A 22,972-nucleotide genomic window follows, 5' to 3' on the forward strand; every position below is an offset into this window, starting at 1 on the left:
TTTATTAATTTACAAATCTTTCTCCTAAATATCGTCATCCAACTCCTTACACATCTTTTCAAATTCTTGATAGTATTTCCAAGAAGCTACTATATCTGGACGATGTTGTTTAATATGAACAAGTTCTTTATCTAATTTGTTCTTGTATTTCATTAAAATATCAGGATTTATTCTCATAAAATTTAAAATTTCGCATTCATTAATTATTTTTTTTCTTTCTTCTTTATAAAACTCCTCTAAATTAAATATGAATTTTTTAAAATAATTTATTACTTTAATATTTATGTCTTGGTTGCAATGTAAATATTTAGCATTATTTTTGCTTAAATATATATTAACTCCAATATCTTGCAATAAAAATGGACTATCTATAAAATATTTCGTATAATCCAAATATTCATCTGAAGATAATTTATATTTTGTAACTTCAAATTCTATTCTATTTCCTTCATACTCCATATAAAATGTCTTTGGAAAAAACAAATAATCAACATGATTATCAGACGAATTTAACTTTGAACTAAACAAAACAGAAGACTCTGGCGGATTAAAATGAAGTATTTGAGACAACCGAGTTAAAGTTTTGAAAGAATTTTCAGGCATAATATCAATCATATCTAAATAATATATTTTCTTAATTACATTTTGCAATTCTTTAATTTTAATATTTAGAATATAAAAATTTCCATATTTATCATCTGCATATTCTTTAACGGTATTCAAGGTTGGCTTACCATTCTCATCTGGATATGCGTAAGGGACTTGAATATTAAAAATTTTCTCTATAGGATAATTATCTATATCTATATAATTGCAAATTTTATCTTTAGGATGTTTTAAATTTCCATAATGATTTACAATAGGTCTTAAAACTGATATGGGATCTCTCATAACACAAATTGCAGGAATTTTCTTTTGAATCAAATTATAAAACTTAATTCCAAAATTGATACTATACTTATTTAAACATCCAGCAAGAATAATTGCATTATAAGCCTTTGAGTTCACAAGCATACGATAAGAATCTATATACTGAAATAACGGATCTCCCCAATGTCTATTAACATTGATGTCACATAACCTTAAGTATCTTGTCATAGCAGTTGTTCCAGCACCATGAACCAACAAAAACACAAATTCATAATTATCAGGTAAAGGTAGATTCATTTCCCAAGCAAGTTCAGCTGGTATGTTTTTATAGTTTATTTTTTCTTTTTCATCATTTAGTTTTTTAGGATCAAATAATGAAGGGTAAGGATGGTTTTCTTTTTTATATTTTTCATTAAAATCATTTGATAATAGCCATTCTTCTATAAGATCAAAATTTTGTATAAAATAATTAAAATTATAGAAAATATTATCAAGTATAGGTTGATAATCTTGATGAATTTTTAATATATTTTGTATTCTTGAAAATTCTTTTAAAAAGAGTTGTTTATTTTTAGAAATTACTTTAACGATATTTGGGCTTAATTTCGCAAAATCATTAAAAATTTCTTTAAATATTTTAAATTCTTTATTGGCTTTTTTAATATTTTTAGCTAATTTAAACATACTTCCTTTATGTAAATTTTGAAAAGTTTGCATAAGAACTTCACCAAGCATATAAGACAAATGAAATTTATATTTTAAAGCCTGCTCATAATCACTGCATGTTTCTAAATTTGGATATTTGAGTTGAGGAAAAACTTGTATGGTTTGTTGATAAATTTTTTGTTCTTTTTTGTGTTGTTTGTTTATTTGATAAAGTTTTTTAAATAATGCTATATACCCCCCCCCATACTTATAATTATTTCTTTGATGACTAAAGTCAATCATAACTTTGCCTAATTTATAAGCTAAATGATTTTTTATTCTTTCTATGGCTGAGTTTGGGTTATGCATAAGGGGCATCCTTTAAATAAAGTCAAATGGTAAAATGTTAATTTTATATTGAAATTAATCTTTCGTAATCTTCTGGAGTTCCGCAAAATATAATTTCATCTAATGAAATTTTATGATATTTTATATGTAAGCCTTTTTTTATAAGATAATTATACATAGGAGCTATATACAATTCTCCCTTGCTGAAATCATTTTCAGCCTTCATTCTATCAAAAATTTCTTTAAAATCTTTTATTTTTTTAAAATAATAAAGTCCGCTGCTGCAAAGATTTGAAATTCTTTCTTTTTCTACAGTTTTAATCACATTGTCATTTTCATCAGCTAAAACAAAACTCCATTGTTCCCCATCTGCCTCAAACACCTCTAAATAGCCATCAATTTTACAAAAATCCAAAGTAGTAGGTAGAGAAAAATTTGGTCTAAAGGTATCAATGTTAAAAATTAAAATACTCTCATCATCTTTAATATTTGCCCTTTCTAATCCAAGTCTTACCGTATGAGCTTGACCTAAAGTTTCTTGTTCTAATCTTACACTTTCGTAAGATTTTATTCCTAGTTTTTCACATTCTTCTTTTATAAAATCACTAGTATTCTCAATATCTCTATGCACAAAAAGAAAATTAAAATCTTTAAAATATTTTTTAAAACTATTTACAGCATGAAAAAATACACTATTTCCTTTTAAATCAAGCATATATTTAGGTTTATCATAGCCTGCCTTTGCAAAACGACTACTTAGTCCTGCCATAGGAAAAATTATAATCATTTGCTCTCCTTAAAAAATTTATCATAAAGCATAAAAACATTTACTAAAAAAGCCATTTGTTTTTTTTTAAAATCATTATGTAAAGGCAACATAGATAAAAACAAATGCAAAGTCAAAGCTTTAATATTATCATCTATATTAAATATATTTAAAAATTCTTTTTGAATATCCAAAATATTTTTATCTTCTTCTATAAAAAACTCTATATTATCGCTATTAACTTTACACTCAAAAAATCCTGCAATAATAAAATCATAAAGCCCAAAAACAGAATGAACTAATTTTGCAAAATCATATTTTTTATCTCCATAAGGAGTAATTTTTCCACTAAAATCAAATCCTCTTGGATCAAAGGTTTTTATAGTACCAGCTCTAAAATCATACATAATATTTGAAAAACAAAAATCTCCATGTATTAATGAAAATTCATTTATATCGTTCATATAAAAATCAAGCTTATCTACTAAAGTCAAAATACTTGGATAAGATTTTGAATTGATAACAATATTTTTGCGCAAATCAATTCCGCTTTGTTTACTAAATTCTTGCAATCTTTTTAAAGTTTTTTCCTTGCAATTAAAATTTATATCTTTATCATTCCTTTTAAAAGAATGCAACTTATCTAAAAATTCTTTTAAAGATTTAAATATTCTTTTCCAAACATAACTAGGTAATTTTCCAAAAACATATAATTCTGCCAAAGTATTATTGCAAAGATATTCTATTTCATAACTATCCTCATAAGTTATAACTTTAGGAGTATAAATAAATAGTTCTTTAGGCAAATTATCAAACCAATTAATCTCTGCTTTTATTTTTTCTTGCCAAGAAGAAGACTTTTTTATATAGCCATTTGAAATATCTATATTGTTAAAATTTCTTTGTGTGCTTACAGCTTTTTTAGAGTGGAAATAACTTGTTATAAGACCAAAATCAAGCCAAGTATCATTTTTTATAATATCAAAAGCATAAGCTTTAGAATAAGATTTTATACCGTCTACAAAAGAATAACTACTTTCAACTATACATTTTATCAAAAACTGAGGATGAGAAAAACTATAAGCTCCTGCTAAAATCAAATCATCTTCTATTGTTTTTAACGGTGTATGAAATTCATTATCCAAATAAGCCCAATCATAATTTTCCTTAACTTTTGCAACCTGTAAAGAATTTTCTTTGAATGCAAGTTCTTTGAAAAAAGTATCCCCGTGTAAAATATAAAGTTTTTCATCAAAAGCACAACAAACATTTAAACAATAAACCACAGATTCACCTAAAGATAAATTATTTGGCACAAATAAAATTTCAACATTAAGTTCTTTTAATTTTTTCTCATCAAATTTACTTAACTTAAAATCGCTAGGTAAAGATAAAAAAACTTTTTGATTAAAATTTTTAAAAAGCTCTATTTGATATTCATACAATCTTTTATTACCAAGCGGTAGAAAAGATGGAGGAATTTTTCCAAATTCTAAAGTAAAATCAGAAGATGAATATTTCGCAGAAGTTATGAGTATCATTTATTACCGCCATCTTTATGGGGATTTTCTTTTTTTAAAAGTTCTTTAATTTGCTCATAATTTAAACTTGTAAATTCAGACGGACGAATGGCTTTATCATCAACATAAAATCCTTCATACCCACACCAAGGTTTACCTATGATTATCTCATCATACGGTACATCATGTTTTTTAAGCCAAGAAATAATGATAGGCAAAGTATGAAATTTAATTTTTTCAAGATCGCCATTAAATGTACGCATGTTACGACTTGTGAAAATATTGATTTTAAAGCCTTGTTTTTTATACTCTTTTAAAGTTTGAATTAAATCAAAATTTGGCTTTTTATCAATATAATCAACATTCTCTTCATCAATTGTTAAAGTTCCATCCAAATCAATAAGTAGAGTTTTCATGATTTTACACTTAGTTTTTTATAATTTCATATTTATTTTCTATACAAAAAGAACAATATTAACATATTTTATATAATATATGGAAAAATCTAAAAGAATTTTATAAAAAAGGAAAATTATGCACTGTCCATTATGTCAAAACAAAAACAATCAAAAAGAACTTTTTAAGACTTTAAATGCTTTTACTTCAACTGTAAAGTTTGATACTAAACAATTTATTAACAACCTTGATGATAGCAATAGTAGCTGCGGGGGGGGGTATTGTAAAGGTAACAATATTATAACTCTAGTGCAATGTCAAAATTGTGGCTATGTATTTAATTCTACATTTGACTTAAATAAAATCTCACAAGAATATCAAAACAAAACCTACCTTTCTAGAAAAATAGTATCAAAAGCTATGAATAATACGACAAAATTAATCAAAGAAAATTTGTTAAAATATATCAACAAAAACAGTACTTGCTTAGAAATCGCTCCAGGAAGCGGAGATATGGTAAATGCTCTCATACATGATATAAAATTTATGTACACCATTGACCCATCTTTAATTTCTTTAGAAATGGAAAATATAAATAATCTTAAACATATACAAGGGTTTTTTAATTTTAATACATTAAAAACAACATTAAAAGATAAAATTGATTTAATAATTTTTAGACATTTATTAGAACATATTAATACTCCATTTCATTTCTTAAGCGATGTTGCAAAACTACTGAAAAATGATGGATTAGTATATATAGAAATTCCAAATTTTTCAAAATCGGTTCAATACTCTAGGTTTTATGATATTTATAATGATCATTGTGGATACTACTCAAAAAACACAATTATTAATGTGATGTTAAAACTTAATTTTACTTTACTAGAAGATATAATTTTACATAATGGCGATATATTAGGCTTAATTTTTAAAAAAGAGTTATCTAAACCACAAAATACCATATATCCAATAGAATTATTTGATAATACTGCCGAGAAATTTAGTTTAAACATTCAAAAATTAAATAATTTATTAAATAACTATAACTCTATAGGAATCTATGGAGCTGGTTCTCAAGGTTGCTCTTTGCCTTGCTATATCAATCAAGCAAATTGTATTAAAATTAAAAAATGTTTTGATCTTGATGCAAGAAAACATGGGATGTATTTGCAAAATTCTTCAATTATCATTCAAGAACCAAATATAGAAAATTTTAAAGACCTTAAAGCCATTATCATAGCAGCGCCTTTATATGAAGAAGAAATTATAAAATCTTTGAAAGAAAAAGGATATAAAGGAGATATTATTACCATGGAAAAAGAAATTTTTATTATAAAATAAAAAATACTCGAACTAAAAAGAACGCCTAATCCAATTTCCTCTTCAATCTAGGCACATCTTTGAATATAAATTTGATATACCCACCTTTATACCAATTTTTGCTTGCTTTAATAAAAGCTTCACCTAATTTATATGAAAAATAATTCTTAATTTTTAATGCCTCTTCATAATCAGAACAATCTTCCAAAGGAGGTAAAACTAACTCTGGATTTATTTTTCTTCTTTGAATATAATCAAGCTGTTCTTTTTGATGCTTGTATCGTATATAGAATAAGACAAAAGGCATTTTTATATATCCCCATATACTTTTTGAATTATCTATTATGGCTTGACCTAATTTATATGCTAAGTGATTTTGTATTTTTGTTTTTGCTAAATTACTGTGATTTTTAGAAATTATTTTATATTTCTTAGCAATTAAATCAAAAAAATCAATAATTTTACCAATCTGAACTTCATTAAATATCTTATTTTTTTGAATATGCCAAATATCTTTATTTAGTTCATTCTTTACATCTGGAAAACTTATATTATCAAATAAAAAATTATTAAGATATGAAAATTTTATATTCATTTTCACTACTCTTAGTTTTAAAAAATCTACCCATTGGCTTAAAAAATAATGCGATAAAAATCCATTTCCTGGACTCATACAAGTTTGCGGAAAATTTTTAAGAAATGTATTAAAATAAGGATTTTCTTTATTTTCTTTAGCATATGCCCAAGTTTTCATATAAATTTCCATTGCATTTCTTCTACCTATTTGCAAACTTCCATCTAGACCACAAAAATACCTTGCATCATAGATATCATTTAACTCTAATAAATGCAAGTCTTCAATTTTTATATCATTCTTTTCTATAACATAATCAGGTCTAACACGTATAATAAAATCATATTTAAAATTATTTTGCTTTTCATATTCTTCCATACTTTTATAAACTTGGTAGATTCCATAATATATTTTAGAATCATTTTTTAATTCCCCTAAACGATTAACAACTTTAGAATATGATTCTAAAGTCACTTTTTTTATTTTATTATTTAAAATCAATATATCTTTAATAGAAATTGTTTTATTCAATTCTTTTGAAATTACATTAAAAACATTCGGAAATTTCTTAGAAAAATCGATATTAGACATTATGAGTTCAGGAGGACATCTATGAAGCATAGGATGAAAAAATCTTCTAATCCATCCTATACCATTTCCACCAGAACCTGGCCATAGATTTTCCATATTCCAAGAGTATATAAAAACATCAATATTGCCAAGATGAGAGAAAGAATCAATTAACGCTTTAATACTATCACGCCAACCAGGTCTTAACTGCCCATTTAGACATAAAGCTATCCTACTTCCTGAATAAGATTTTTTTTGATAAAAATATTCTCCTGCAATAACTCTTAATTTATCATAATACAATCTTCCACCTAAAGTATTTAAAAAATTACTGTATATAATTTCTAGCATAATAAAATAAATTCCATCTCTAAAAAAAATATTACTTGAATTGATGTAAAAAAAATCTATTGAATTTTTTAAAAAAAAAGACTGTAAGATTAAATCTTGAGAATTTCTTACTTCATTTAAAATTTTTAAAAATAGTTGGCAATCTTCATAATTTATAATATCTAAACGAGAAGATAAAAATCCTATATATGAAGTCTTATATTTACCAGATAAGAAATTCTCATTTATAGACTTTTGCTTTAAACATAAAGACATAAAATCATATAAGTCTTTAGAATCAATACCTAAAAATAATGATAATTTATTAATATAATCAAAATTTTGTAATAAAAAATCATATTTCCCTAATTTATATACTAAAAGTAGATATTCATCAGATAAATTTTCTTTATTTAAAAATTTGTCAATAAATTCATAACTCCAATTATCTATAGCTTTTTTAACTAAACTGTCCACATTATTTATATTTAACATTTTATAATCTCTACATTACTATTAATGTTTCTTATAATATCCTTTTCTATCTCATCATTATAAATACCAGCATTTAAAATAACTAAACAATTATCATTATGTTTTAAATTTTTTGGACATTCAACCATAAAGCTAGTACCATATAGTCTTTTTCCTTGTTTATTTAAGTCATTGTCTAAAATATTCACAATTTTATTGGTTTTTAACCCTTTAAAAACTAGGTACTGGGAGAATAAATGCGCCCCAAAAAGATAGACTTTTTTAGTAGTATTTTCTAGAACTTTATTTAACTCAACAATTTTTTCTCGATAATATTCTTTCATATCCAAAAATAATTTTTTATTTTCTTCGTACTGATTTTTCAAAGTTGCTTTCTCATTATTAATACTTTCATCTTTACAAATACAATAAAAAATACTATGTTCCTTAAAATATTTTTTATCAAGAATTTTAAATTTGTATTTATGCAACAAAAATTCTAAAACACATTCACTTAGAAGTATAGTATGCTCAAAATTAAAACAATTGGGAAATTTATTTCTAAGCCATTTTTGCATATTTGGTAAAGAAAATATCATTTTATCACCATTTGCTAAAATAAAAGAAATTTCTTCTAAAAATTTACATGGATCATAAATATGTTCAAAGGTATGACTATGAACAATAGTATCAAATTTTTTATTATTAAAAATTTCCTTACAAAAAAATCCATCTATATAGTCAACATTTTCATATTTATTTTTAGAATTTGGTTCAACTATAGTCCAATTTAAATCCAATAAATTTAAGCAATTCTGTGAAAGCTTTCCATGTCCTCCGCCTATTTCTAAAATACTTTTAGGATTATTTTCTACAATAAAATCTGCGAATTTTTTATGATGTTCTTCCCAAAGTTCTCCAATCGTTCCAGAATTATGTCCATTTTTATACAATAATTCTAGTGGAATAAGATTTTTAAGTTGAATTACGCCATATTTTGAAATAGCCCATTCTTGTTCACAAATCAAATCATCTTTCAAATCAGTTTCAACACAGCCGCAAAATAAAGGAAATGTATCTTTAGATAAAAACTCTAATTCTGTATTGCTAATAACACATTTTTTTCGCGAAATATATTTTATACTATTCATATAATGCACCTTCTATGCATTTTTTACAAATAGGATTCTTGGCATAATCGCATTTTTTATGCAATTCTCTTAATTGTTTTATTTTAGCATGACTCCAAAAATATTTTAAGATATTCCCATCTTCTATCTGATTTTCTCTTAAAAAATCATAAATATTCCCCAATGGCATCTCTTCACCATAAAAATTACAACAAGGGAGAACTTTCCCTTCTGCTGTAAATACTAATAATTTATATGGCTGAGAACATTGAAATTTCTTTTTTCTTTCAGTTGTCCTACTAAATAATTCTTGTGTACTTTTCGGCGGCTTAACCATTTCTTGAACACCTATCATATCTACTTTATTTTTCCAAAAATCAATAAAATTATCTAATTCATGTTCATTAATTTCTGTACGAACAAAGTTTACCCTTACTAGAGGAGTTAAACTTTTCATCTCTTTTTTTAACTCCACTAAAGTTAAAATATTAGAAAGAACTTGATTATAATTTCCACCAGGTCTAATTTTTTTGTAAAGTTTTTCAGAGTTTGCATCAATAGAAATTTGAATTCTATCTAGACCCACTGCTATAAGAGACTTTATTCTTTCCTTGTTAAGAAGCATACCATTTGTTGAAAAATAAATATCTTGAACACCTTTGTTTTTTGCATAAAAAATAAAATCCTCCAAATCATCTCTTAAAAGTGGCTCGTTTAAATAGTTTAATCTTACAGCCTCTAGCCCATATTTTACTCCTTCGTCAATAATTTTACAAAATAATTCAAACGGAAATTTATATTGCTTTTTTTCACTATTTAACTCGACAGATAATGGACACATTGGACATCTAAGATTACAAGTAGCATTAAGTTCAAAATCAATCTGAATAGGAAAATTTTGAATTATCTCTAATCTGGAAAGTTTCTCATATCTTTCTCTATAATCGTTCCATTTCCTTTCATTTTTAATTTTACAAAGATCATTTATTTTTTCACTCCCAACAATTCCTGTAAATGAAGTTATATTTCTTTTCAATTCGCTAGTCATAATTATCTCCCTTTGTTAAGATATCATCTTAATTTATAAACATTTTAACAAATTTTACATTAAAAAATCTATTATTACAATTTCTTATGCTTTGTGAAAATTTAAAAAATTTCTTATTTCACCCCTTCTTCCCAAACTCTCTCTTCAACCTAGGCACATCTTTGAATATAAATTTGATATACCCCCCCCCCATACCAATTTTTATTAGCCTGCATTAAAGCTTCGCCTAGTTTATAAGTAAAACATTCTTTTTCTTTTAAAGCTTCATTATAATCGGGATAAGTTTCTAAAGGAGGTAAAGCTAAATTTGGATTTTCTTTTATTTTTTCTTCATAGGCTTTTTGTTCAAATTTATGTTTGTCTTTTATATAAGATAATACATAAGGCATTCTTATATATCCTAATATACTTTTTGAATTAGCGATTAAAGCTTGTCCTAGTTTATAGGACAGATGGTTTTGAATACGAGCTTTAGCTGAATTAGCTTGAATAAAAGTAATTTTAGGATTTATTATGCTCATTTTTATACCCAAAGATTTAGCAAGTTTTTTACTTTCTAATTTTTTAATAATCAAATCTTGTTCTAGATTAGCTAATTCTAAACGTTGTTTTTTAATAGGAAAAGAATTAAGTTCATTTTGTAGGGTTGTTTTTTCTTGATTTAAAGTAGAGATGATATTATCTTTTTCTTTGATTTGTTTTTGCAAAGGAGCTAATTTAACTGGATCCATTCTAAAATTATATTCTTCTATAGCTGTTTTATAATCCTCTACTGGAGGAACTAAATAAGTAAAATCATATTCTTTATCAATTGTAATATTTTCATTTTGTATAAGTTTAATTTCTTCACTAAAGTCAAATTTTCCATTTTGATCAGCTAATAGAAAAGCGGATACGTCGATGTAATTTAACGTATTTTTCTTATTTTCGGAAAAAACTACCATAAAAGAATTTTCTGTTGCAGGTTTATTTGTTTCAAATTGAATATAAGTATTCTTATCAATTATAAAATGTTTTTTTATATCTAAAAAAGTATTATAGCATGCTGCTGCTTTTACAATACAACATGTATCATTAGTTATTGCAATATTTCCGTAACTTTGTCTTTTTTTCATCCAATTTTTTATTTTTAATTCTTCATTATATGTGTGCATCCCTATTAAAATGAAATTACTATACTTTGTTGGAAATTTCAATTTAGTATTTAATTCTATTCTATATGTTTGACATTCTTGAAACAATGGATGTTTTTTTAAAGAGTATTGTAAATTACCTTCGATTAAATCCAAATCAAGAGGTGTTAAATACAAAAATAGAGGATTGTGTTGTTTTATATTTATTTTTGATTTTTTGAAATTTTCTATATTGGTTACTATATTTTTTCCAAGATTATACATAATTGTAGAAATTTGATGAGTTGGATCTGGATGAGATAAGAAAAAATTTAAAATTTCTCTACTTTCGTAATAACTATGCATATCTATACTATTAAATCCATATTTATTACACAACAACTTATGAATATTTCTTATATATTTTTCAACTTCATTCTTGTGAGTATTTACCAACAAAAGATTTAAAACTTTTTCATTAATTTTATATAATTCTTCATATAGCCAACAAGTATTTCTAATACACTCTTCAAAACCAATATCATCAAATACAACCCTATCAACATCTGCTAAGTTACATTCTAAAATCACTAAATCTGCTTCTTTTATACGTTGTTTATATTTCAATATTGTATAAATTTTACTAGAAGCAATTGACCCACCTATTGATAAATTATCGAAATCAACATTACTTTGACTTAAACCAGCTCTAAGTCCGCCAGGTAATATAGAATTGCTTGCACCCATTATTAAAATTTTATTTTTTCTCATTACATTTTCCCATATTGATAATTTGTTATACTTTTTAAGTATAATTATATCTCATATATAATAAAATATAAATTATTTAATCAAACACACAACAAAGGATTTGTTAGATGAAAAATAAAATTCAACAACATATTATACAAACACTTCGATCATCAGCAGATGAATATGAAGTAGATGAATTAAAAATAGCAGATGAACATACAAAATTATATAATGGTTTTGGTGGTTGTTTAGACTCGCTAGCTCTAGTAAATTTAGTTGCTGATTTGGAAGAACTTTTAAGTAGAGAATTTAATAAAGAAATCATTTTAGCAGATGAAAAAATGATGAGTGCAAGAAATTCTCCATTTAAAGACGTTGAAAGCTTGACCAATTATATAGTTAAAAAACTCCAAGAGCAAGAATGATGCAAAAAATTATCATTATCACAGGAACTAGAAAAGGCATAGGCAAAGAATTAAGTGAATATTATTTAGCAAAAAATCATATAGTTTGTGGTTGCTCAAGAGGTAAAGCAAGTATAAATCATAAAAATTATAGACATTTTGAATTAGATGTTTGCGATGAAAAAACTGTAGTTTCTATGGTAAGAAGTATAAAAAAAGAATTTGGAAAAATTGATATTTTAATTAATAATGCTGGCATAGCAGCTATGAATCATATATTAACCACTCCATTTAAAAGCTTAGATAATATTTTTAAAACTAATGTCTATGGTAGTTTTTTGTTTATAAGAGAAGTTTCAAAGATTATGAGTCAAACCTATAAAAAAGAACAAGTTGCTATGCCTTATAGGATTGTAAATTTTTCTACTGTTGCAGTTGCTTTAAGGTTGGAAGGGGAAGCTATATATGCTGCATCAAAAGCAGCTATTTGCAATTTAACTCAAGTTTGTGCTAAAGAATTAAGTTCATTTGGCATTACTTGCAATGCCATAGGACCTACCCCAGTTCCTACTGATTTAATTAAAAATGTCCCAAAAGATAAAATACAAGATTTGCTTAATAAACAAGCTATAAAAAGATTCGGAAATTTTCAAGACCTTGCTAATGTGATTGATTTTTTTATTAATGAAAAAAGTGATTTTATAACAGGGCAGATAATATATCTAGGTGGAGTAAATGGATAAATTTAAAAATATCTTTTTAAATAAAGTTTTTAATAAAAATCAAGAGCAATATGCTTTAATCTATGAAGAACAAAAATATACTTACAATGATTTGTATAATAACATCATCAATAAAATCAATTTATTAACAAAGCTTAAAGATATAAATATTGTGGGTATTACAGGAGATTATGATTTTGAAAGTATAAGTTTATTTTTAGCATGTATTGAGCTTAATAAAATAATCATTCCATTTATCAATGAAAGTGAGATTGACAACAAACTTGCCGAAGTTAATTGCGATATTTTATTTAAAAACAATCAATACGAGCTACAGAAAAAACATTGTAACAATCATGATTTAATCCAAAAACTCATAGATGATAACAAACCTGGTTTAATTTTATTTTCAAGTGGCAGCACAGGTAAACCTAAAGCTATGGTGCATAATCTTGATAAGATTTTAAATGCCTATCTTAATAAAAAATCAAAAAAACTTAATATTTTATTGTTTTTAATGTTTGATCATATAGGTGGTTTAAATACTTTGTTTAACTGTCTTAGTATGAATGCTTGTGCAATTGCTATAAAGGAAAGAAAAAATATTGAAACTCTAGCTCAAACCATAGAAAAATATCAAATTTCACTCTTGCCTGCTTCACCTTCTTTACTTAGTTTAATGTTGGTAGCAAATGTAATTGAAAAATATAATTTAAGCTCTTTAAAGATTATTAGCTATGGCACAGAAAAAATGCCAGAAGCTTTGCTTGTAAAATTAAAACAAACTTTTCCAAAAGTTAAATTTCATCAAACCTTTGGTACAAGCGAAGTAGGCATAGCTCAAACAAAAAGCTTCGGAAATTACTTTAAATTGGAAAATATAGCATATAAAATTATCAACAACGAGCTATTTTTAAAAAGCAATATGCAAAGTTTGGGTTATTTAAATGCTGATAACTCTGTTTTTACAAATGATGGATATTTTGCTACTGGCGATTTGGTTGAAGTGATTAATGAAAATGGTGAAGAATATATTAAAATTATCGGAAGAAACAAAGAAGTTATTAATGTTGGCGGAGAAAAAGTATTACCCCAAGAAGTAGAGGGTATATTAATGCAAATACCATTTATACAAGATTGTTTAGTCTATGGACAAAATAATCCTCTAACGGGCCAAAGTGTCTGTGTAAAGATTGTATTAGAACAAAATGAAAATCCTGCTAATTTAGAAGCCAAAAAGGAAATAAGACTATTTTGCAAAGATAAACTAGCTAGCTATAAAATACCAACCAAAGTAGAGATTGTTCAAAAGTTAGAAATCAGCGAACGGTTTAAAAAAATAAGAAATTCTTAACTCTTTCTTATTTTTTGTAAATTTCACCCCTTCTTCCCAAACTCTCTCTTCAACCTAGGCACATCTTTGAATATAAATTTGATATACCCCCCCCCCATACCAATTTTTATTAGCCTGCATTAAAGCTTCGCCTAGTTTATAAGTAAAACATTCTTTTTCTTTTAAAGCTTCATTATAATCGGGATAAGTTTCTAAAGGAGGTAAAGCTAAATTTGGATTTTCTTTTATTTTTTCTTCATAGGCTTTTTGTTCAAATTTATGTTTGTCTTTTATATAAGATAATACATAAGGCATTCTTATATATCCTAATATACTTTTTGAATTAGCGATTAAAGCTTGTCCTAGTTTATAGGACAGATGGTTTTGAATACGAGCTTTAGCTGAATTAGCTTGAATAAAAGTAATTTTAGGATTTATTATGCTCATTTTTATACCCAAAGATTTAGCAAGTTTTTTACTTTCTAATTTTTTAATAATCAAATCTTGTTCTAGATTAGCTAATTCTAAACGTTGTTTTTTAATAGGAAAAGAATTAAGTTCATTTTGTAGGGTTGTTTTTTCTTGATTTAAAGTAGAGATGATATTATCTTTTTCTTTGATTTGTTTTTGCAAAGGAGCTAATTTAACTGGATCCATTCTAAAATTATATTCTTCTATAGCTGTTTTATAATCCTCTACTGGAGGAACTAAATAAGTAAAATCATATTCTTTATCAATTGTAATATTTTCATTTTGTATAAGTTTAATTTCTTCACTAAAGTCAAATTTTCCATTTTGATCAGCTAATAGAAAAGCGGATACACCAAAAAAATTTAAAACATTGATTTTATTATTAATTAAAAGAGTGCCTGCTGAATTTTCGGTATGAGGTAAATTGTTATAATTAAAGAAAATATATGATTGCTTATCAATTATAAAATTAGTTTCATAAAATCCAAAACAATAATTATAAGCTGCTGCATTCTTAACTATACTTTTTTTTAGATTTTGTATAACTATGCTAGAATAAGTTTTTCTAATCTGATCATTAGTTTTAGCATATTTTACCTTATTCCATACATGTATTGCACATATATAATAATTAATGAAAGTATGTGGAAATTGTAATTTTATATCATTTTTTAAATAATATACTTTTTCTCTATGTTGTAAATCTTTTTCCTCTGTTAAAATTATATCTTCTTTATCGCATATAAACATATCTGGGGTACAAATAGAAAAGTTGGGGTTAATTTTACACATATTCAGCATTCTAGGAGGATAAAAATTCTCTATATTATGTGCAATATTTTTTCCAAGATTATACATAATTGTAGAAATTTGATGAGCTGGATCTGGATGCGATAAATAAAAATAATGGATATTTTTATTTATATAAAAGTCATGAACACTTATAAAATTAAATCCGTATTTTTGACAACATTGTTTGTGTGCAGAATGAATAATATTGGCGAGTTTATTATGTTGATTAAAAAAATGTTGTTCAAATAATAATAAATCAACTACTTTGATATTTAAAAAAAATAATTCCTCAAATAACCAGTTAATATTTCTATAAGACTGCTCAATAGTCATATTTTGACAGATAACTTCATATAAATCTACTATATTAGTTTCCACAATTATTAAATCAGCTTCTTTGATTATTTTAATATTTTCTTGCTTATGTAATGTATATATTTTCGATAATGCAGAACTTCCACCTAAAGACAAATTATACAATGTGATATTTTCTTGCCTTAAGCCAAGTTGCAAACCATTAAAAACCAACGAATTGCTTGCGCCCAATAAAACAATTTTTTTCATAAATAATTCCTTAAATATTATAATTTATTTTTTAATTTTTAAAATTAATTTAGTTTATAGAATTATTGCCATCATCAAGCAAAACTACATTTTTATTGTTCATTTTTAAACCTTTCGTAATCACTAGGCACACCAATATCTATAAAATAATCATTAAAAATTTCAGCTCTAGTCTTTAATTTTTCACAATTTTCTTGTAAAAACTCTTCAAAAGAAAATTTTTTCTCTAAATCAAATTCATTAAAAATATCTTTAGTTAAAAGATAAATTCCACCATTGATTAAACTTTGCTTTTTAAATATTTTTTCCTCAAAAGAAATCACAAAACCTTGCTCATTAACATTTACTGTGCCATATCTATCAAAATCATTCATTTGTTTTAAAGCAAGGCAAATTTTACTTCCATTTAGCTTTAATTTGCTTAAATCTATGCCAAAAAAAGTATCGCCATTTAAAACATAAACTTCATTTTTTATAAATTTCAAAGCCTCTTTTATAGCTCCACCCGTTCCTAGAGGCTCTTTTTCTATACCGTATTTTATTTTTATGCCTAAAAACTCATCTTTAAAATACTCTTTTATCACTTCATATTTGTATGATACCGCTAAGATAACTTCTTTTATGCCTTGCTTTTTAAGATACTCAAAAATAAATTCTAAAAAAGGCTTATCATTTATCGGTGCCATAGGCTTTGGAATGTCTTTTATAACACTTTTAAGCCTTGTTCCTAAGCCGCCACAAAGTATTATTGCTTGCAAGAAAAACCTTTGCCGAAAAGCTCTTCTTCAACGATAGCACAAATAATATGTCCTATTAAAATATGCGCTTCTTGAATTCTTGGAGTGCAAGTTGAAGGCACTTTGATACAATAATCACAAAGCTCATTCATAACCCCGCCATTAGCTCCGCTTAAGCCTATGCTTATGATTTCTTTTTGCTTGCAAAGCTCTAAAGCCTTTAAAATATTTTTACTATTTCCACTTGTAGAAATTCCTATAAAAACATCTCCCTTAACTCCTTGAGCTTGCACTTGTCTTGCAAACAAATTTTCATAACCATAATCATTGCTAATAGCAGTTAATATACTCGTGTCCGTTGAAAGTGCAATACTTGCGATCCCTGGTCTATCAAAATAAAATCTACTTACAAATTCCCCTGCAATATGCTGTGCATCTGCTGCGCTACCACCATTTCCTGCAAGTAAAGTTTTGTTACCATTTTTATAAGCTTTTATGACTTCTAATGAAGCATTCTTAATAAGAGTTATTAAATTCTCATCTTTTAAAATTTGCTCTTTTGCTAAAATAGAATCTGTAAAATGTTCTTTTATATAGGAATTTAAATTCTCCATGATTTAACCCCCTCTTTTGTAAATGAAAAATCTTGCACATAACCTTGCTCTTTGCTTAAAGCTTTGATTAAGTTGTATTTTTTTGTAGGATCCACAAAGAAAAACATAAATCCACCTGCTCCTGCTCCACTAGTTTTGCCACTATAAGCTCCATTATCTATAGCTAGTTTATAAATTCTTTCAAGCTCATCATTGCTAACGATTTCTGAAATGATTTTTTTTGACTGCCAAGACTTGCCTAAAATTTGTGCCAAAGCATCAAAATCCGCCTTAAACAAAGCTTCTTTCATCTTTATAGCATCTTGTTTTATAGCGTGCATAGCTTCAAGGGATTTTTCATCTCCGAGCTTTCCTTTTTTATGTTCTTCTATATCTTTTGCTTCTCTTGTAATATTTGTAAAATAAAGCACAGTTCTAGCTTCAAGCTCACTAGCTATCCAGTTTTTAATACGCAAAGGATTAACAATGACTCTTTTATTATCATAAAATTCCATAAAATTAAAGCCACCAAAAGTTGCGGCGTATTGATCTTGTGCTCCGCCTACTATGCCTAAATCTTCTCTTTCTATCTCATAAGCAAGCTTAGCGATTTCATATTCTCCTAAAGGTAGATTAAGCCATTCTGCAAAGGCTTTTATAACCCCTACAACCAAAGTTGAACTTCCGCCCAAACCACTACCACTTGGTACATCTGAGTATGTATGCAAAGAAAAACTTAAAGGTTTTTTTGTAAAATCTTTTACAATGCGATTATAAATACTTTTAAAAATATCTAATTTTCCATCATCTCCTAAGAATTCTTTACTTTCGTACTCAGAGTAAGAATTTGTATCAGGAGAATCAAAAATGATTTTTCCATCTTCTCTTTCGATCAAAGTACAATGTATGTATAAAGATATAGTCGCATTTAAAACATAACCTGTGTATTTATCACAATATAAATTTATATCAGTCCCCCCACCTGCTAAACCAAGGCGGAGAGGAGTTTGCGTGCGTATGGTTTTCATCTATTTAAAGGAATCCTTCCTTTTTTTATCTCATCTCTCCAATGATTTAACAAATCCTCAAACATTTTTCTAGCTGCAATTTCTGGCTTCCAGTTAATAAAACTTTTGATTTTTGTGTTATCAAACATTTGATAATCCGCATCAATAGGACGTAGTCTTTCTTCATCTTGTTCTACTTTAATATCTTTTCTTATAGAAAAACCTAAAAGTATATCAATAACCTCAGGGAGCTTAAAAGCCTCTTCTCCTGCTATATTAAAAGCTTCCCCACAAGGAACTTTTCCTTTTTCACTTTCAAGAGAAAGTAGATAATAAGCCCTTATAGCATCACGACAATCTTGAAAGGTTCTTACACTCGAAAGATTTCCAACCTTAACAACAGGCTCTTGATAACCCGCTTCAATCAAAGCAATTTGTTTTGCAACTGTACTTTCAAAAAACACATCAGAACGTCTTGGACCACTATGTGTTCCCATTCTTGTAACAAAGGTGCGAATGTTATAAGCTTCACCATAAAATCTTCCCAAATAATCAGCGCCGATTTTGCTTATACTATAAGGACTTGCACCGTGAAAAGCTGTTTCTTCATTAAGTTTAATCCCTACTTTTGCTTTACCATAAACTTCACTTGAAGAGCAGATATGCACTACAGGGTCATATCCATCTTTTGCCTTTAAAATTCTAATGTTTTCCAAAATGTTTGCTGTGCCTATGATATTTGTTTGTAATGTTTCTATAGGTATGTCAAAAGAAGTTTTTGGGTAAGACTGTGCGGCCAAATGAAAGATCACATCCGGTCTTTGACTCTCAAAAAGTTTTTGAAGACTAGAGTAATCATTTAAATCTGCATAAAAAATACTGATTCTATCTTTTTTATTGATCCTATCACTTAAATGATAGATATTGTCCATAGGTTCTTGCCAACGCATCATACCTATAACATCATAATCCGTATTTTCTAGCAAAAAATCTGCCATTTGCGAGCCAACTTGCCCTGTAAATCCTGTGATTAATGCTGTTTTTTTCATAAACTATCCAATACTTTTTTAAATAAATTAATTTGATTACTAATACTAAATTGGTGATTACCCACAAAAAATCCTTTTTCATGAATATATTTTGCATTTTTTAATTCCTGATGAATTTCATAGTCAAAATACTTAATCACCTCATTTTGCGTAAAATCTCCAGTAGCTATAGGACGGTATTCTATATCATTTTCTTCTAGTTTTTTAATAATATCTTTTCTTTGCAATTTCGAATTTGGTTTAATTACCAATGAAAATCCAAACCACGAACTACTTCCGATTTCTTTTTGTGTAATAAATTCAGGGTGATTTTTAAAATATTCACAAAACAGTTTAGCATTTTCTCTACGATGTTTTAAAAACATAGGTAATTTTTTAAGCTGTTCTATACCTATAGCCCCGCTCATTTCCACAGGGCGCACATTATATCCTGGCAATACAAAACGAAATGATTCACTAAACCAATCATCGCTTTTATTTACTACTAAATTTTCTTTTGGAAGATTTCTAGTCCAACCATGCGCTCTTAAACATAATAATATATGATACAACTCCTCATCATCCGTAACAACAAAACCACCTTCCATTGTAGCCATATGATGAGAAAAGAATGTTGAAAAAGTTCCCATAATACCAAAAGTTCCAGCTTGCTTACCTTTATACTCTGCACCCATTGATTCACAATTGTCTTCAAGTAAAATAATATCTTTATCTTTTATCATAACTTTAATTGCATCAAAATCATTAGGATTTCCTAGTAAATTTACAATCATGATTATTTTTGTTTTATTGCTAATAGCACTACTTAAAGCATCTAGATCATAATTTAATGTCTCTAAATCTATATCTACAAATTTTAGCTTTAAGCCATACTGATAAAGTGGATAATAAGTAGTACTCCACGATACCGCAGGAACTATAACCTCATCTCCTCTTTTTAATCTGGGATTTTTTGTATAAAACAAAGCTGCAGTTGCAATTAAATTTGCAGTTGAACCCGAGCTTGTCATAACCGCATACTTAGAACCCACAAATTTAGCAAAATCTTTTTCAAATTCAGCTACCTTTTTGCCCATAGTAAACATATCACTTTTGATAACATCTTGTATTGCTTGTAATTCTTTTTCATTCCAAGTTGATGAAGCTAGTGTGTATTTCATTTACTCTCCTTTATTTAAATACCATTGATGCATCATTTGAATTCCTTCTTCTAAGTCAATTTTATGTTTCCAGCCTAAATTTTGCAATCTTGAACTATCTAACATTCTATCCATTGTAGAATCTGGTTTTGCGTTATTAAACACAATTTCACCATTAAATCCAACAATATTTTTAATCAAAAAAGCAAGTTCTTTTATACTTAAAAATTCCCCACTTCCTACATTAAGATGCGGTTCATCAGATGAAACAATATCTTTAAAATCTATATTTTTCATCACATAAATAGAAGCATCGGCTAAATCTTTTGCATGAATAAATTCCCTAATTACACTACCGCTACCCCAAATTTCTACGCTATCTTTACTTACACCAAATTTTTGTAAATATTCCATTGCTTGCTCTAGGGAATTCATTTGCAAATCCTTTAAAACCTCATCAATTTTATCTTCATCTAAAAGTTTTGCTAAATGAAATTTGCGAAGTAAAGCCGGCAAAACTTTTGCTTTTTGTAAATCAAACTCAGTTGTCTCCCCATATAAGTTTGCAAGATATAAAGTGATAAAATTTGTTCCATATTGCAAGTTGTAACTTTCACACATTTTTGTTCCTATAATTTTTGGCAAACCATATGCAACGGCTTTTAAATCTAACTTTCCATCTAATAAATTCTCTTCTTTAATGGGATTTATAGCTTTTTGAGGGTAAGCCCAAGCAGAACCATAAAAAATTAGCTTTTTAACATTATTTTGATAAGATGAATGAATAATATTTGCTTGAAGTACACTATTTTCATAGATTACATCAGCTGGAGTAAAAAGCCCTAAAGTATCAAGCTTGGCAGCACATAAAAAAACATATTCTGGTTTTTCTTTTGCAAAAAAATCAGCCACAGCTTTTTGATCTACTAAATCTAATTCTTTTCTTGTTTTTACGATAATATTATTAAAACCCTCATCTATAAGTGTATTATAAAGAGTTTTTCCTAAAGTGCCACCATGCCCTGCTATATAAATTTTAGAATCTTTAAGCATTGCAAACCCTTTTTGTAGAATTTGCAAAATCATAAATATTATTTGTATAAAAAGATTGAATGTTTGAAAAGATAAAGTATTCAAAGCTTAATCCCCCCCCCATCTAATCGAGCTGTTATTGTTATTCTGAGTTTCTTGATTATTTTTATACCATTCATACATCATGTGAATTCCCTTTTCTAAATCAATTTTATGTTTCCAACCTAAAGAATGAATTTTTGAGCAATCTGTAAATTTCTGCATTGCACCATCTGGGCGATTTAAATTAAAAACTAAATTTCCCTTAAATCCTACTATATTTTTGATTAATTCTGCTAATTCTTTAATAGTGATATTCTTATGTGGGCCTATATTTAAATGAGTGTTGATAATCTCAGTATTACCACCTTTTAAATCTTTAAAATCTATATTATTCATGATAAATAAACAAGCATTTGCTAAATCTTGACTATGTAAAAATTCTCTTGTCGGTTTTCCACTACCCCAAATTTCAACATTATTCTCATCTACACCAAATTTTTTTAAATAATTCTTAGCTTCTTCAATGGAATCAAATTTTAAATCATTTAATAAGTCCTCATATCGTTTTTCATTTAAAAGCTTCGCTAAATGCATTTTTCTTAAAATTCCAGGCAATACATGAGATTTTTCGAGATCAAATTTATCATTACTGCCATATAAATTTGTAGGAGTGATTGCTATAAAATTTGTATTGTATTGCAAATTGTAACTTTCACAAAGCATCAAGCCTGAAATTTTAGCGATTGCGTAAGGTTTGTTAGTATACTCAAGATCTCCACTTAACATTTGATCTTCACTAGTTGGTAATGTTGCATTTTTAGGATAAACTGTAGTTGAAGCTATGAAAAGTAGCTTTTTTACTTTATGCAAATAAGCATTATGAATAACATTGCACTCTATCATTAAATTTTGATAAATAAAATCAGCACGATAAAAAAGATGTGATGAAATACCTCCTATTCTTGCCGCAGCTAAAATAACATATTCTGGCTTTTCTCTCTCAAAAAAATCAGCCACAGCCTTTTGGTTTGTTAAATCGAGCTCAAAGTGAGTTTTAAAAACAAGATTTTTATAACCTTGTTGCTTAAGTTCATTAAGCATAGCACTGCCCACAAGACCACTATGACCCGCTATATAAATTTTAGAATCTTTTTGCATTACTCATTCCCACTCCCATTGAAAAATCTGGAACTTGTATAATTTTTAATTTTTACTATATTAAATT

General features: G+C 26.8%; 20 protein-coding genes. 4 read left to right on the forward strand and 16 right to left on the reverse strand.

The annotated features are described in order from the left end of the window. Positions 1 to 24: 24 nt before the first annotated feature. Genes FBF06_RS07945 through FBF06_RS07960 form a run of 4 tightly spaced genes read right to left on the reverse strand, consistent with a single transcriptional unit; the run spans position 25 to position 4,565 of the window. Positions 25 to 1,884 (reverse strand): DUF2972 domain-containing protein, encoded by a 1,860-nt coding sequence (locus FBF06_RS07945; protein ID WP_002890774.1) that lies wholly within the window; start codon positions 1,882 to 1,884, stop codon positions 25 to 27. Between the two features lie 43 nt (positions 1,885 to 1,927). Further along, positions 1,928 to 2,650: a glycosyltransferase family 2 protein gene (locus tag FBF06_RS07950; RefSeq protein ID WP_002890776.1), complete on the reverse strand. Its 723-nt coding sequence runs from the start codon at positions 2,648 to 2,650 to the stop codon at positions 1,928 to 1,930. After that, positions 2,647 to 4,170 (reverse strand): hypothetical protein, encoded by a 1,524-nt coding sequence (locus FBF06_RS07955; protein ID WP_002890778.1) that lies wholly within the window; start codon positions 4,168 to 4,170, stop codon positions 2,647 to 2,649. The genes FBF06_RS07950 and FBF06_RS07955 overlap by 4 nt, the downstream gene beginning before the upstream one ends. Continuing rightward, positions 4,167 to 4,565: an HAD-IIIC family phosphatase gene (locus FBF06_RS07960; RefSeq protein ID WP_002890780.1), complete on the reverse strand. Its 399-nt coding sequence runs from the start codon at positions 4,563 to 4,565 to the stop codon at positions 4,167 to 4,169. The genes FBF06_RS07955 and FBF06_RS07960 overlap by 4 nt, the downstream gene beginning before the upstream one ends. A 118-nt stretch (positions 4,566 to 4,683) precedes the next feature. Between FBF06_RS07960 and FBF06_RS07965 the strand changes: the two genes are divergently transcribed. Beyond that, positions 4,684 to 5,892 carry a class I SAM-dependent methyltransferase gene (locus FBF06_RS07965; protein ID WP_052805553.1) on the forward strand — a complete coding sequence of 403 codons (1,209 nt, stop codon included), beginning with the start codon at positions 4,684 to 4,686 and terminating at the stop codon, positions 5,890 to 5,892. A gap of 25 nt (positions 5,893 to 5,917) precedes the next feature. Here FBF06_RS07965 and FBF06_RS07970 read toward each other — a convergent pair whose 3' ends face one another. From FBF06_RS07970 to FBF06_RS09895, 4 genes are all read right to left on the reverse strand, one after another. Then, a complete protein-coding gene (locus FBF06_RS07970) occupies positions 5,918 to 7,840 on the reverse strand; it encodes a sugar transferase (protein ID WP_168977620.1) in 1,923 nt (640 codons plus the stop codon). Continuing rightward, positions 7,834 to 8,970, reverse strand: a complete 1,137-nt coding sequence (locus FBF06_RS07975; RefSeq protein WP_002891092.1) for a methyltransferase domain-containing protein — start codon at positions 8,968 to 8,970, stop codon at positions 7,834 to 7,836. Before FBF06_RS07975 ends, FBF06_RS07970 begins: the two co-directional genes overlap by 7 nt. Then, positions 8,963 to 9,997: a radical SAM protein gene (locus FBF06_RS07980; RefSeq protein ID WP_002891091.1), complete on the reverse strand. Its 1,035-nt coding sequence runs from the start codon at positions 9,995 to 9,997 to the stop codon at positions 8,963 to 8,965. Before FBF06_RS07980 ends, FBF06_RS07975 begins: the two co-directional genes overlap by 8 nt. Before the next feature lie 149 nt (positions 9,998 to 10,146). After that, on the reverse strand, positions 10,147 to 11,880 hold the full coding sequence (locus FBF06_RS09895) for a hypothetical protein (protein ID WP_248276707.1): 1,734 nt from the start codon (positions 11,878 to 11,880) through the stop codon (positions 10,147 to 10,149). A 107-nt stretch (positions 11,881 to 11,987) separates the two neighbouring features. On the opposite strand from FBF06_RS09895, the gene FBF06_RS07990 reads away from it, so the two are divergent. Genes FBF06_RS07990 through FBF06_RS08000 form a run of 3 tightly spaced genes read left to right on the forward strand, consistent with a single transcriptional unit; the run spans position 11,988 to position 14,342 of the window. Further along, entirely contained in the window at positions 11,988 to 12,287 is a 300-nt protein-coding gene (locus FBF06_RS07990) for a hypothetical protein (protein ID WP_002891079.1), read from the forward strand. Beyond that, entirely contained in the window at positions 12,287 to 13,009 is a 723-nt protein-coding gene (locus tag FBF06_RS07995) for an SDR family oxidoreductase (RefSeq protein ID WP_032599106.1), read from the forward strand. The genes FBF06_RS07990 and FBF06_RS07995 overlap by 1 nt, the downstream gene beginning before the upstream one ends. Next, a complete protein-coding gene (locus FBF06_RS08000) occupies positions 13,002 to 14,342 on the forward strand; it encodes a fatty acid--CoA ligase family protein (RefSeq protein ID WP_002891082.1) in 1,341 nt (446 codons plus the stop codon). Before FBF06_RS07995 ends, FBF06_RS08000 begins: the two co-directional genes overlap by 8 nt. A 54-nt stretch (positions 14,343 to 14,396) precedes the next feature. Here the strand turns inward: FBF06_RS08000 and FBF06_RS09900 are convergent, their stop codons facing one another. The 8 genes from FBF06_RS09900 to FBF06_RS08045 form a co-directional block, all read right to left on the reverse strand. Then, positions 14,397 to 16,148: a hypothetical protein gene (locus FBF06_RS09900; protein WP_248276708.1), complete on the reverse strand. Its 1,752-nt coding sequence runs from the start codon at positions 16,146 to 16,148 to the stop codon at positions 14,397 to 14,399. 92 nt (positions 16,149 to 16,240) lie between these two features. Then, positions 16,241 to 16,906: a nucleotidyltransferase family protein gene (locus FBF06_RS08015; protein ID WP_002890917.1), complete on the reverse strand. Its 666-nt coding sequence runs from the start codon at positions 16,904 to 16,906 to the stop codon at positions 16,241 to 16,243. Continuing rightward, complete coding sequence (gmhA2, locus tag FBF06_RS08020; protein WP_168977621.1) at positions 16,894 to 17,499, reverse strand: D-sedoheptulose 7-phosphate isomerase; 606 nt, start codon at positions 17,497 to 17,499, stop codon at positions 16,894 to 16,896. Before gmhA2 ends, FBF06_RS08015 begins: the two co-directional genes overlap by 13 nt. Next, entirely contained in the window at positions 17,487 to 18,506 is a 1,020-nt protein-coding gene (hddA, locus tag FBF06_RS08025) for a D-glycero-D-manno-heptose 7-phosphate kinase (RefSeq protein ID WP_168977622.1), read from the reverse strand. Before hddA ends, gmhA2 begins: the two co-directional genes overlap by 13 nt. Beyond that, positions 18,503 to 19,534 carry a GDP-mannose 4,6-dehydratase gene (locus FBF06_RS08030; protein WP_168977623.1) on the reverse strand — a complete coding sequence of 344 codons (1,032 nt, stop codon included), beginning with the start codon at positions 19,532 to 19,534 and terminating at the stop codon, positions 18,503 to 18,505. The genes hddA and FBF06_RS08030 overlap by 4 nt, the downstream gene beginning before the upstream one ends. Further along, the gene (locus FBF06_RS08035; RefSeq protein ID WP_002901029.1) at positions 19,531 to 20,694 is read right to left on the reverse strand and encodes a DegT/DnrJ/EryC1/StrS family aminotransferase; all 1,164 of its coding nucleotides are present in this window, start codon (positions 20,692 to 20,694) and stop codon (positions 19,531 to 19,533) included. Before FBF06_RS08035 ends, FBF06_RS08030 begins: the two co-directional genes overlap by 4 nt. Further along, positions 20,695 to 21,726, reverse strand: a complete 1,032-nt coding sequence (locus tag FBF06_RS08040) for an NAD-dependent epimerase/dehydratase family protein (protein ID WP_043011753.1) — start codon at positions 21,724 to 21,726, stop codon at positions 20,695 to 20,697. Between the two features lie 87 nt (positions 21,727 to 21,813). Then, entirely contained in the window at positions 21,814 to 22,905 is a 1,092-nt protein-coding gene (locus FBF06_RS08045) for a GDP-L-fucose synthase (RefSeq protein ID WP_168977624.1), read from the reverse strand. Positions 22,906 to 22,972 lie beyond the last annotated feature (67 nt).

Origin of the sequence: Campylobacter sp. CFSAN093227, from assembly GCF_012897855.1 — a bacterium.
GTDB lineage: Bacteria > Campylobacterota > Campylobacteria > Campylobacterales > Campylobacteraceae > Campylobacter_D > Campylobacter_D jejuni.